General features: G+C 61.2%; 5 protein-coding genes and 3 rRNA genes. All 8 read left to right on the top strand.

Annotated elements, in window-relative coordinates:
- The first annotated feature begins 41 nt into the window (after positions 1 to 41).
- The 8 genes from argH to IW252_RS02545 all read left to right on the top strand — a co-directional run bounded on the left by argH (position 42) and on the right by IW252_RS02545 (position 13,481).
- A complete protein-coding gene (gene argH, locus IW252_RS02580; RefSeq protein ID WP_196835136.1) occupies positions 42 to 1,502 on the top strand; it encodes an argininosuccinate lyase in 1,461 nt (486 codons plus the stop codon).
- Positions 1,503 to 1,511: 9 nt separating this feature from the next.
- A complete protein-coding gene (locus IW252_RS02575) occupies positions 1,512 to 2,048 on the top strand; it encodes an adenine phosphoribosyltransferase (protein ID WP_196835135.1) in 537 nt (178 codons plus the stop codon).
- 67 nt (positions 2,049 to 2,115) lie between these two features.
- Positions 2,116 to 4,437, top strand: coding sequence for a HelD family protein (locus tag IW252_RS02570; protein WP_196835134.1), 2,322 nt, complete (start codon positions 2,116 to 2,118; stop codon positions 4,435 to 4,437).
- Positions 4,438 to 4,503: 66 nt separating this feature from the next.
- Positions 4,504 to 5,811 (top strand): tyrosine--tRNA ligase, encoded by a 1,308-nt coding sequence (gene tyrS, locus IW252_RS02565; protein ID WP_196837057.1) that lies wholly within the window; start codon positions 4,504 to 4,506, stop codon positions 5,809 to 5,811.
- A 672-nt stretch (positions 5,812 to 6,483) separates the two neighbouring features.
- A 16S ribosomal RNA gene (locus IW252_RS02560) occupies positions 6,484 to 8,006 on the top strand.
- 507 nt (positions 8,007 to 8,513) lie between these two features.
- Positions 8,514 to 11,643 (top strand): 23S ribosomal RNA (locus IW252_RS02555).
- A gap of 231 nt (positions 11,644 to 11,874) precedes the next feature.
- Positions 11,875 to 11,991: ribosomal RNA gene (rrf, locus tag IW252_RS02550) — 5S ribosomal RNA — on the top strand.
- The 16S, 23S and 5S rRNA genes sit together here, the layout of an rRNA operon.
- Positions 11,992 to 12,224: 233 nt before the next feature.
- Complete coding sequence (locus tag IW252_RS02545) at positions 12,225 to 13,481, top strand: hypothetical protein (RefSeq protein WP_196835133.1); 1,257 nt, start codon at positions 12,225 to 12,227, stop codon at positions 13,479 to 13,481.
- Position 13,482 lies beyond the last annotated feature (1 nt).

Genomic DNA, 13,482 nt, shown 5'->3' with positions numbered 1-13,482 from the left:
GAGATTGTCACGACGCGCGGTGACCACTGAAAGCAGGGGCGATGACCGAGCAGACCGGTAGCAAGGCAGCAGGCACCAACGAGGGCTCACTGTGGGGAGGCCGCTTCGCTGGCGGTCCGGCGGACGCCCTCGCGGCGCTGTCCAAATCCACGGACTTTGACTGGCGCCTGGCGAAGTACGACATCGCCGGCTCGCGTGCCCACGCCCGCGTCCTGCACCGCGTGGAGCTCCTCTCGGACGAGGAGCTCGAGGGAATGATCGCCGCGCTGGACCAGCTCGAGGCCGACGTCGTCTCGGGCGCCTACGTCCCGGCCGAGAGTGACGAGGACGTGCACGGTTCGCTCGAGCGCGGCCTGATCGAACGGGCCGGTCCCGCCCTCGGCGGCAAACTGCGCGCCGGCCGCTCCCGCAACGACCAGATCGCGACGATGGGCCGCATGTTCATCCGCGACCACTCGCGCCTCATCGCTGACGGCCTGCTGGATGTGATCGACGCGTTCATCGCTCAGGCCGAGGCGCACCCGTACGCCCCGATGCCCGGCCGCACGCACCTGCAGCACGCCCAGCCGGTGCTGCTGTCCCACCATCTGCTGGCCCACGCGTGGGCCATGCTGCGGGACGTGCAGCGCCTGACGGACCTGGACCGCCGCGCCGCCGTATCCCCGTACGGCTCCGGCGCGCTGGCCGGCTCCTCCTTGGGTCTGGACCCGAACGCCGTCGCAGATGACCTCGGCTTCGACTCGGCCGTGTGGAACTCGATCGACGGCACCGCAGCGCGCGACATCTTTGCGGAGTTCACGTGGGTCGCCTCGATGATCGGCGTCGACCTCTCCCGGATCTCCGAGGAGGTCATCTTCTGGGCCACCAAGGAAGCGTCCTTCGTGACGCTGCACGACTCCTACTCGACCGGGTCGTCCATCATGCCGCAGAAGAAGAACCCCGATGTCGCCGAGCTTGCCCGCGGCAAGTCCGGCCGCATCATCGGCGACCACGCCGGCCTGCTCGCCACGCTCAAGGGCCTGCCGCTCGCCTATAACCGGGACCTGCAGGAGGATAAGGAGCCGGTGTTCGATGCCGCCGACTCGCTCGAGCTGCTGCTACCGGCGGTCTCTGGCATGGTGGCCACCTTGACGTTCCATACCGAGCGCATGGCCGAGCTTGCCCCGCAGGGCTTCGCGCTCGCCACGGATATCGCCGAGTGGCTGGTCCGGCAGGGCGTGCCGTTCCGTGAGGCCCACGAGCTCTCTGGTGAGGCCGTCCAGGTGGCCGAGTCCCGCGGCGTCGAGCTGTGGGACCTCACGGATGAGGAATACGCGGCGATTTCTCCGGCGCTCACGCCAGAGGTCCGCTCGGTTCTGACGACCGAAGGCTCGCTGAACTCTCGCAGCTCGCAGGGCGGCACGGGGCCGACCGCCGTCGCCGCTCAGCTCGAGGAGTTGAAGCGCCAGGTCGCACCCCTGCGTGAGTTCGCGGCTGAAACGCTCGCCGGCTCGAGCCGCTAAAGTAGTCGCGTGAATTCTGCAGAAGAGCCCATCACTGACCTGCTCGACCGGCTGGCCGCCGTCGTCCCGGACTATCCATCTCCCGGCATTTCGTTCAAGGACCTGACTCCGGTCTTTGCCGACGCAGCTGGCCTCAAGCGCATCGTCGATGAGGTCATTGCCCCCTTCGCGGGCGAGTATGACGTCATCGCTGGTCTGGAAGCACGCGGCTTCGTGCTGGCGGCGGCGGGTGCTTATGCGGCGGGGACGGGCATGGTAACCCTCCGGAAGAAGGGCAAGTTGCCGCGTGAGGTCCACGCCGAGGAGTACCTGCTCGAGTACGGGACCGCCACGCTCGAACTGCACCAGGATGACATCGCCCCCGGGTCACGGGTGCTGATTCTCGATGACGTGCTCGCCACGGGTGGCACGGTCGGCGCCGCGGTGCGGCTGATTGAGCGCGCCGGTGGCGTGGTCGCCGGAGTGGGGGTCATTTTGGAGCTCGACGGCTTGGGCGGGCGCAGCCGGCTCGCGCCGCACCGGGTGCATACGTTGCAGCGCGTTTAGTCTGGCCGAGTAGACTAGTCAATCCACTTTCCGGGGATTCCCGTAAAGCCTGCTGCGAGGAGAGACCATGGTCGACGTGCCTACCGATGCCCGCGATGCTGTTGCGAGTGAGAGTTCAGAGCTAGCCTCCGAGCGCGCCTACGTGGACGTCCTCTATGCCCGTCTCGATGCTCTGCGCGAGGAGAAGGCCGCGCAGTTGGCGCGCGTCCGCAGGACGGGAGCCATCGGTTCGTTGCAGAACCAATCGGAACGCGACGCGTACGCGACGATGCACGAGGACCGTCTGGCCCAGCTCAACGCGGTCGAGGAGCGGCTGGTCTTCGGCCGACTGGATCTGGACGCGCCGCACGCCGGCGCAGATGCCGATGAGGCGGACGACGACGGCGTGGGAACCACGCGCTACATCGGCCGCATTGGCATGACGGACGCCGAGCAGCGCCGCCTGATGATCGACTGGCGCGCCCCGGAGGCCGGCTCCTTCTATCAAGCCACGGCGTTCGAACGCCATGGAGTGCGCCGGCGTCGGCACCTCATCTTGAAAGGCCGCGAGGTGGTTCACCTCGAGGATGACGTCCTCGACGAGAGCCTGCTGGACGAGGTGGAGGTCCACCAAGGCGAGGGGGCGCTGCTGGCCGCGCTGACCCAGCGCCGTACGGGGCGGATGGGTGACATCGTTTCGACCATTCAGGCGGAGCAGGATCGCATCATTCGTTCCGAGATGAAGTCCGTGTTGGTTGTCCAGGGCGGACCGGGAACGGGCAAGACGGCGGTGGCCCTGCACCGTGCCGCGTACCTGCTCTACGAGCACCGGGAGCGTTTGAAGTCGGCTGGCGTGCTGTTGGTGGGGCCCTCGCAGGCTTTCATGCGGTACATCGAACGCGTGCTCCCGTCGCTTGGCGAGACGGGCGTGGTGATGTCCAGTATCGGCGAGCTCATGCCCGGGGTGGATGCCCGTGCGGAGGCGTCGGCCGAGGTCGCTCGGTTGAAGGGCGATCTGCGCATGGCCGACGTCGTTAAGCGAGCGGTAGCCAACCGCCAGCGGTTGCTGGCCGAGGATCGCCGCGTCGTCGTTGAGGGCACCGCACTGACGTTGACGCAGCGGCAGGTCAAGCGTGCCCGGGACAAGGCACGCGCCACCGGAAAACCGCACAACGAGGCCCGTTCGACGTTCGTCAAGATTCTGGTGCGGGAACTGGCCGAGCAACTGCAGGAGACGCTGGAGGAGTCCTCCGGCGGCGGCAACAAGGCGGACCGGTCCTATCTCGTCGAGGACGTCCGGTCCGCGGACGATGTCCGCCTGGCGTTGAACCTCTGCTGGATGCCGGTGACGGCTCAGCACTTGATTTCCCAGCTGCTCTCCAGGCCGGAGCACCTCGTCGCTGCGGCGCCGCACCTCAGCGCGGCGGAGACGCTGGCCTTGTTGCGTCCGGCCGATGCCCCGTTCACCGAGGCCGACGTTCCGCTGCTGGACGAGGCGGCCGAACTGCTCGGCGAGCTTGATTCCGCGTCGGACCGCGCGCAGTCCGACGCGCAGCGCAAGCGGGACGTCGAGCTCGCCGAAGCCTCAGTGCAGGCCACAGACGAGATGCTGGCCGAAAACGGCCAGGACGGCCTCGTGACCGCAGAAGCGGTGCTTCAGCTCAACGCCGCCTCGGGACCCACCACGACGGCGGCCGAGCGCGCCCGCGCGGATCGCACGTGGGCCTACGGGCACGTGGTGGTCGACGAGGCTCAAGAGCTCTCTCCCATGCAATGGCGACTGCTGATGCGGCGGTGCCCCATGAAGTCGTTCACCGTGGTGGGAGACATCGCGCAGGCATCGTCGGCGGCCAGCACCACGAGCTGGGCCGCTGCCCTCGATCCGTTCGTAGGGGATCGGTTCCGGCTCGAAGAGCTGACCGTCAACTACCGCACTCCGACACAAATCGCTGAAGCCGCGGCGCGCGTGGCTCAGTCTGCCGGGCTGAGAGTCTCCACGCCGCGTGCCGTGCGTGAGGGTCAGTGGCCCCCGGTCGTCGAACGGGTCGACCCGGCGGATCTCCTCGCGTCCATCCGCGCTGCGCTGCCCGAGGAAGTGGCCCTTGCTGACGGTGGTCTCGTCGCCGTGATCGCTCCCCGGGAGCTCGTCGATGACGTCTGGGGTGCAGCCGTCGAGTTGTTCGGCCGGCGGGTCGGGTCTGGCTCGGGCGGAGTGGAGCAAGACATCGTGGTGACCACGGCGCACCAGAGCAAGGGCCTCGAGTTCGACGTCGTGTTCCTGATCGAGCCGCAGGCCATGGTCGAGGAGGCCGACGGGGGGCTGGGAGATCTATACGTCGCGATGACGCGGGCGACGCAGCGCTTGCGAGTGCTAGCGGCCTCCGGTGTTCCGGAGGGCCTGGAAGCCTAGCCGTCGCGCGGCGTCGTCGTTCTGGATCGCCGAAACGGAGCTGCTAAGTTAAAGTGCGTGTCACCGATAGCAGAGAACCCTGCGCTAGCGCAGCAGAAGAATGATCCGACCTTTGAGAACATCTGGCAGGAACTGAAGTGGCGTGGCGTGGTCCACGTATCCACTGATGAGGCCGCCCTCGAAGAACTGCTGGCCGGTGATCCCATCACGTATTACGTCGGATTTGATCCGACGGCGCCTTCCCTGCACCTAGGTCACCTGGTGCAATTGCTGAACATGCGTCGGTTGCAGCTCGCGGGACACAAGCCGCTGGGCTTGGTGGGCGGTTCCACCGGTCTCATCGGCGACCCGCGCCAAACGGCAGAGCGAACGCTCAACACTAAGGAAGTCGTCGCCGAGTGGGTAGACGGCCTGCGCCGCCAGGTGGAGCACTACTTGTCCCCGCAGGGAGCGAACGCGGCCCGGATGGTCAATAACCTCGACTGGACGGCGCCGCTTTCCGCGATCGATTTCCTGCGCGATGTGGGGAAGTACTTCCGCGTGGGCACCATGGTTAAAAAGGAGATTGTCGCGGCGCGTCTGAATTCGGACGAGGGCATCAGCTACACCGAATTCTCCTACCAGATCCTCCAGGGCTACGACTTCCTGCAGCTGTACCGCGACTACAACTGCGTGCTGCAGACCGGCGGTTCGGACCAATGGGGCAATCTGACCTCCGGGACCGAGCTCGTGCGCAAGGTCGAAGGCGCCAGCGTCCACGCGTTCGGAACGCCGTTGATTACTAATGCCGACGGCACGAAGTTCGGCAAGAGCGAGGGCAACGCCATTTGGCTCAACCCCGAGATGTGCTCACCCTATGCCTTCTACCAGTTCTGGTTGAATACGGCAGATGCCGACGTCGCCGAGCGCCTGAAGGTGTTCACCTTCCTGACGCGCGCCGAGATCGATCAATTGCAAGCCGCGACCGAGGAACGTCCGTTCGCTCGCGAAGCCCAGAAGCGTTTGGCGTGGGAGGTCACCACGCTCGTCCATGGGGTGGAGGCGACAGAGAAAGTCATCGCAGCATCGCAGGCTCTCTTCGGCAAGGGCGATGTCACCGAGCTGGACGAGGCCACGCTGCGGGCCGCGACGGCTGAGTTGCCGCACGTTGAAGTTGCCGGTGAACAGAGCATTGTCGACTTGCTCGTCGCCACACAGTTGGTCGCCTCGAAGTCGGAGGCCCGGCGGGCCGTGTCCGACGGCGGTGCATACGTCAACGGTGTAAAAGTCACCGATCCCGAGCACACGATGGGTGAAGCAGAGTTGATGCACGGGCGCTACGTCTTGGTGCGCCGGGGGAAGAAGAACCAAGCGATCGCCGAGGTCGCCCGCTAGGGCTGGCCCGCACCGCGACCACGATTCACCGAAGCGTCGGCGACGCGTTACCCGGATCACGGGAGCGCGGAGCCGGCGCTTTGATCGTTTAAGGGGCCCGACGCTGCACGCCCGAGGGGGACCGTGTGCTCCGATGCCCCGGAATCTCGGGGATGTTGGCGTGGCCTCGTGTGCGACACGCCCGGGCGTCATGGTCGTTTTGCGCTGCCCCGCGGAGGTGTGTAAAGTATTTCGAGTCGTCGCGACGAGGACGGCGGGGATCGGGAACGGTTTCCGGGTTGTTAGGGTCGCGGTTGGCGGCTTTCCTTTTCTTTTGATTCCGGGATTTCTTCCGGGTGTTTGTTGCGCCTGGTTTTGTTTTCTTGGGTTGAGGGTTTCGGAGTTGCTGGGTAGGTCACGCAGAGCGGATTTGCACGGTGGCTTCGGATGGGGTAAGCTAGAGAAGTTGCCGCGAATTGAGCGGATCGGATGTTTTTCTGGTTTGTGAAGCGTGTGTGTCTGTTGTTTGAGAACTCAATAGTGTGCCAAGTTTGTTGATACCAAATTTTATTTGGTGAATGGTTGCCTGGTGTCCACCCCCGTGGATGCTTGGGTGACAATTTGCCAGGATTTTTTGAACTGCAGCATGATCGGCTTGTTTTCCCAAGTGGTTGTGTTGTTTTTCGTATGTTTTTTACGGAGAGTTTGATCCTGGCTCAGGATGAACGCTGGCGGCGTGCTTAACACATGCAAGTCGAACGATGAAGCCCAGCTTGCTGGGTGGATTAGTGGCGAACGGGTGAGTAACACGTGAGTAACCTGCCCTTGACTCTGGGATAAGCCTGGGAAACTGGGTCTAATACTGGATATTCAGCTTCCATCGCATGGTGGTTGCTGGAAAGGGTTTCTGGTCAAGGAGGGACTCGCGGCCTATCAGCTTGTTGGTGAGGTAATGGCTCACCAAGGCGACGACGGGTAGCCGGCCTGAGAGGGTGACCGGCCACACTGGGACTGAGACACGGCCCAGACTCCTACGGGAGGCAGCAGTGGGGAATATTGCACAATGGGCGAAAGCCTGATGCAGCGACGCCGCGTGAGGGATGACGGCCTTCGGGTTGTAAACCTCTTTCAGTAGGGAAGAAGCGAAAGTGACGGTACCTGCAGAAGAAGCGCCGGCTAACTACGTGCCAGCAGCCGCGGTAATACGTAGGGCGCAAGCGTTATCCGGAATTATTGGGCGTAAAGAGCTCGTAGGCGGTTTGTCGCGTCTGCCGTGAAAGTCCGGGGCTTAACTCCGGATCTGCGGTGGGTACGGGCAGGCTAGAGTGCTGTAGGGGAGACTGGAATTCCTGGTGTAGCGGTGAAATGCGCAGATATCAGGAGGAACACCGATGGCGAAGGCAGGTCTCTGGGCAGTAACTGACGCTGAGGAGCGAAAGCATGGGGAGCGAACAGGATTAGATACCCTGGTAGTCCATGCCGTAAACGTTGGGCACTAGATGTGGGGAACATTCCACGTTTTCCGCGTCGTAGCTAACGCATTAAGTGCCCCGCCTGGGGAGTACGGCCGCAAGGCTAAAACTCAAAGGAATTGACGGGGGCCCGCACAAGCGGCGGAGCATGCGGATTAATTCGATGCAACGCGAAGAACCTTACCAAGGCTTGACATGGACTGGATCGCCCTAGAAATAGGGTTTCCCTTCGGGGCTGGTTCACAGGTGGTGCATGGTTGTCGTCAGCTCGTGTCGTGAGATGTTGGGTTAAGTCCCGCAACGAGCGCAACCCTCGTTCCATGTTGCCAGCACGTGATGGTGGGGACTCATGGGAGACTGCCGGGGTCAACTCGGAGGAAGGTGGGGACGACGTCAAATCATCATGCCCCTTATGTCTTGGGCTTCACGCATGCTACAATGGCCGGTACAATGGGTTGCGATACTGTGAGGTGGAGCTAATCCCAAAAAGCCGGTCTCAGTTCGGATTGGGGTCTGCAACTCGACCCCATGAAGTCGGAGTCGCTAGTAATCGCAGATCAGCAACGCTGCGGTGAATACGTTCCCGGGCCTTGTACACACCGCCCGTCAAGTCACGAAAGTCGGTAACACCCGAAGCCGGTGGCCCAACCCTTGTGGAGGGAGCTGTCGAAGGTGGGACTGGCGATTGGGACTAAGTCGTAACAAGGTAGCCGTACCGGAAGGTGCGGCTGGATCACCTCCTTTCTAAGGAGCAACTAGCACTTACTGGCCGGACCCCAGTGTCTGGTGTGGTGGTGTTCAGTGTTTACTCGTTGCCGGCCCGGATGTGGTTGGGCGAGTGCTCAAGGGTGGAATATCAACGAATCGTCATCTGATGGTGGCTTCCTTGGCTGGTAGTACGCACTGCGTTGGTGGTGTTGGAATCTGGTGGGGTGGTTGTTGTTGGGTGTTTGGCACACTGTTGGGCCCTGAAGCAACAGGCCCTCCCGTGACTCCCTTTGGTGGGGTTGCGGGTTGGACTGGTTGTTTTGCCCTGCTTTGGCCTAAGCATCAATGGTTGCCGCATGTGAGTGTGGTGGTTGGTGTGGTGGGGAGCTGGGGGTTGTTGTTTGGGAACTGCATAGTGGACGCGAGCATCTTGTATCAGACATGCACTTTTGGTGTGTGTTTGAAGCAATTTCTTTGATCTCATAGAAACCTTAAACATTTTTTGGTTTTCTTGATAATAAAGCTCATTGCTTGACTGTTTGTGGTCAAGTTTTCAAGGGCGCATGGTGGATGCCTTGGCATCGGGAGCCGAAGAAGGACGTGGGAATCTGCGATAAGCCTGGTGGAGTCGATAACCGGACGTTGAGACCAGGATTTCCGAATGGGGGAACCCCGCACAGTGTCATGCTGTGTGACCCGTATCTGAACACATAGGGTACGTGGAGGTAACGCGGGGAAGTGAAACATCTCAGTACCCGTAGGAAGAGAAAACAATAGTGATTCCGTTAGTAGTGGCGAGCGAACGCGGATGGGGCTAAACCGAATCATGTGTGATAGCCGGCGGGCGTTGCATGGTCGGGGTTGTGGGAGCATCACGTACTTGTTCTGCCGGGCAAGTGTGGTGAGGTGTAGGCGTATAGGTGAAATGGTTTGAAGGCCATACCGGAGAGGGTGAGAGTCCCGTAACTGTAATGCGTACTGCCGCCATTGTGGTGTCACCCGAGTAGCACGGGGCCCGAGAAATCCCGTGTGAATCTGCCAGGACCACCTGGTAAGCCTGAATACTACCCGATGACCGATAGCGGATCAGTACCGTGAGGGAATGGTGAAAAGTACCCCGGGAGGGGAGTGAAATAGTACCTGAAACCATGTGCTTACAATCCGTCGGAGCCTCCTTGTAGGGGTGACGGCGTGCCTTTTGAAGAATGAGCCTGCGAGTTAGTGCTGTGTCGCGAGGTTAACCCGTGTGGGGAAGCCGTAGCGAAAGCGAGTCTGAATAGGGCGTTTGAGTGGCACGGTCTAGACCCGAAGCGAAGTGATCTACCCATGGCCAGGTTGAAGCGACGGTAAGACGTCGTGGAGGACCGAACCCACTTCAGTTGAAAATGGAGGGGATGAGCTGTGGGTAGGGGTGAAAGGCCAATCAAACTTCGTGATAGCTGGTTCTCCCCGAAATGCATTTAGGTGCAGCGTTGCGTGTTTCTTGTCGTGAGGTAGAGCTACTGGATGGCCGATGGGTCCCACCGGATTACTGACGTCAGCCAAACTCCGAATGCCGGCAAGTCAGAGCGCAGCAGTGAGACAGTGGGGGATAAGCTTCATTGTCGAGAGGGAAACAGCCCAGAATGCCGACTAAGGCCCCTAAGCGTGTGCTAAGTGGGAAAGGATGTGGAGTTGCTTAGACAACCAGGAGGTTGGCTTAGAAGCAGCCACCCTTGAAAGAGTGCGTAATAGCTCACTGGTCAAGTGATTCCGCGCCGATAATGTAGCGGGGCTCAAGTACACCGCCGAAGTCGCATCATTCAGTTATAGACATTAGCCTTTGTGGTTCAGTGGACTGGATGGGTAGGGGAGCGTCGTGTAGCGAGTGAAGCCGCGGTGGAAACCAGTGGTGGATGCTACACGAGTGAGAATGCAGGCATGAGTAGCGAATGACGGGTGAGAAACCCGTCCGCCGAATGATCAAGGGTTCCAGGGTCAAGCTAATCTGCCCTGGGTGAGTCGGGACCTAAGGCGAGGCCGACAGGCGTAGTCGATGGACAACGGGTTGATATTCCCGTACCAGTGAAGAACCGTCCCTACTGAACCGGTGATGCTAACCACCTCAAGCACCATAGAGCACCCTTCGGGGTGACGTTGGTGGGCGACGTGGGACCCGAACCGGGGAGGTCAGCGTATTAACAGGTGTGACGCAGGAAGGTAGCCGGGCCAGGCAATGGAATCGTCCTGGTCCAAGGGTGTAGGCCGAGGAGTAGGTAAATCCGCTCTTCATGATGGTTGAGACCTGATAGGCGCCCACCATGGGTGGGTGATCCGGTGATCCTATGCTGCCAAGAAAAGCATCGGCGCGAGGTTCTAGCTGCCCGTACCCCAAACCGACACAGGTGATCAGGTAGAGAATACCAAGGCGATCGAGAGAATCATGGTTAAGGAACTCGGCAAAATGCCCCCGTAACTTCGGGAGAAGGGGGGCCTGCCCCGTGACCACCACTTGCTGGTGTGAGCGGGTGTGGGCCGCAGAGACCAGGGGGAAGCGACTGTTTACTAAAAACACAGGTCCATGCGAAGTCGCAAGACGATGTATATGGACTGACTCCTGCCCGGTGCTGGAAGGTTAAGAGGAGCTGTCAACACTTCGGTGTGAAGCGGTGAATTTAAGCCCCAGTAAACGGCGGTGGTAACTATAACCATCCTAAGGTAGCGAAATTCCTTGTCGGGTAAGTTCCGACCTGCACGAATGGAGTAACGACTTCCCCGCTGTCTCAACCATGAACTCGGCGAAATTGCAGTACGAGTAAAGATGCTCGTTACGCGCAGCAGGACGGAAAGACCCCGAGACCTTTACTATAGTTTGGTATTGGTGTTCGGTGCGGCTTGTGTAGGATAGGTGGGAGACTTTGAAGCGGGCACGCCAGTGTTCGTGGAGTCATCGTTGAAATACCACTCTGGCCGTATCGGATTCCTAACTTCGGACCATGATCTGGTTCAGGGACAGTGCCTGATGGGTAGTTTAACTGGGGCGGTTGCCTCCCAAAATGTAACGGAGGCGCCCAAAGGTTCCCTCAGCCTGGTTGGCAATCAGGTGTCGAGTGTAAGTGCACAAGGGAGCTTGACTGTGAGAGTGACAGCTCGAGCAGGGACGAAAGTCGGGACTAGTGATCCGGCGGCACCTCGTGGAAGGGCCGTCGCTCAACGGATAAAAGGTACCTCGGGGATAACAGGCTGATCTTGCCCAAGAGTCCATATCGACGGCATGGTTTGGCACCTCGATGTCGGCTCGTCGCATCCTGGGGCTGGAGTCGGTCCCAAGGGTTGGGCTGTTCGCCCATTAAAGCGGTACGCGAGCTGGGTTTAGAACGTCGTGAGACAGTTCGGTCCCTATCCGCTGCGCGCGCAGGAAATTTGAGAAGATCTGTCCTTAGTACGAGAGGACCGGGACGGACGAACCACTGGTATGTCAGTTGTACCGCCAGGTGCACCGCTGATTAGCTACGTTCGGACGGGATAACCGCTGAAAGCATCTAAGCGGGAAGCCCACTTCAAGATGAGATTTCCCTACACATTAGTGTGAGAGGCCCCCAGCTAGACCACTGGGTTGATAGGCGGGACGTGGAAGCGAGGACTACAGACTCGTGAAGCTGACCCGTACTAATAAGCCGACAACTTACACCACAAACACCACCACAACCCCCAGGGTTGATCAACGGTGGCAAGAACACGCTCGCGTCCACTATGCGGTACCGAAACAACAACCGTTTCACCAAAAACCACATACACGTACAACACCAGCCAAGGAAACCCCTTAACAACTGGTAAGCTTGTACACAGTCCACGAACCAAACGTGGCCCACAAATTTCCCCAACAACCACCAAAAAAGCCGGTGGTGACAGCGGGTACAAGGGTTACGGCGGTCATAGCGTGGGGGAAACGCCCGGTCCCATACCGAACCCGGAAGCTAAGACCCACAGCGCCGATGGTACTGCACTCGGGAGGGTGTGGGAGAGTAGGTCGCCGCCGGACAAACACTACAAGGCAGGCCCCGCAACAACGACCGTTGCGGGGCCTGACCCATTTAACACACCAGGCTCACGCTCGTGCTGGGTCCAAGGTGAGTAGACGAACAGTCGCGTTCGTCGCTTCCGAGACGTCGGATCCCGGCGTTCTCGTTTAGAATTGACGGACGCTGTACAACACATGACTGGCGCATTGAATGCCAGGACATAGGGGAGTAGCCCGCAGAGAGGACCGCCCACGTGGCTGAAGAACGCCGAGACTCCGGCAAGGATCGACACAACAATGCTCGCCGACATGGCGACAGCGGACGCCCTTCCTTCGGCGGTGACAAGGCACGTGGCGGTCCCCGCCGCGATCGAGGTGGCAGCGCGGCGGGGGGACGCACCGACGGTGATCGCCGGAGATCTGGCCGTGATGGCAATAACGACTGGTCCAAGGACGGTGGGCCACGTGGCGGCAAGCGTCATGGCGAGAAGAAGCCGTACGGCCAGAAGAAATTCGACGATCGTCAGCCGCGCACTGGTCGAGATGCGCAGCGCTCCGCACGCCCGACGGGTCAGCGACGCGATCAGGACGGCGCGCCGAACCTGAACCGCGGTGATCTGCGCAGCTCTAATCGACCGGACCGTCAGCGCTCGCCCGACATCGACGACGACGTGACTGGCAAGGAACTGGATCGCGCAGCTCGCGCTGAACTGCGGTACCTGCAGGACCCCAACGGCACATGGGTGTCTAAGCATTTGGTGATGGCCGGTCGGTTGATTGACGTCGACCCCGAGCTGGCCTATCAGCATGCGTTGGCGGCAAGCCGTCGTGGTGGCCGCATCGCCGTCGTGCGCGAGGCCGTTGGCCTGACCGCCTATGCCGCTGGCCATTTTGCCGATGCCCTGCGGGAATTCCGTACCTACCGGCGGATCAGCGGATCCAACGTACATTTGCCCATGATGGTTGATAGCGAACGCGGCCTCGGACGGCCCGAGAAGGCGCTTGAACTCGCGGCAGCTGAGGAGGCGGCCGAACTCGATACCCCAGTGCGCGTGGAACTGGCCATCGTTGTCTCGGGTGCCCATGCTGATCTCGGTCACTTCGAAGCGGCCCTCCAGGCCCTCGAGATCCCACAGCTTGACCGTAATCGGGCCTACTCCTTCAGTCCGCGGCTGTTTGCCGTCTATGCCGAAGCCCTTGAGGACCTCGGGCGCAGCGACGAGGCGCAGCAGTGGCGTGACCGTGTTGCGGTCGCAGAAGAGGCGCTGGGCGTCGGGGCCTTTGCGGAACCGGACATCGTTGACTTCGGCGACGATGAGCCCCAAGAACGTAAGCCGCGCGCGAAAGACGTGGTGCCAGCCCCCGCTGGACCATCAGACGCCGCTCCTGCGGCCGAGCAGGGTATCGACGCTGAGGACGGTCTGCAGGTCGTCGATTCAACCGACGATGCTCACGCCGCGCCAACGGAGCCCGCAGAGGAAACGGCCGAGCGGGCAGCTGAGGACCGCTAAA

The sequence above is a fragment of the Zhihengliuella flava genome, from assembly GCF_015751895.1.
Classification (GTDB): domain Bacteria; phylum Actinomycetota; class Actinomycetes; order Actinomycetales; family Micrococcaceae; genus Zhihengliuella; species Zhihengliuella flava.
This window is presented reverse-complemented; position numbering and strand designations above follow the sequence as displayed.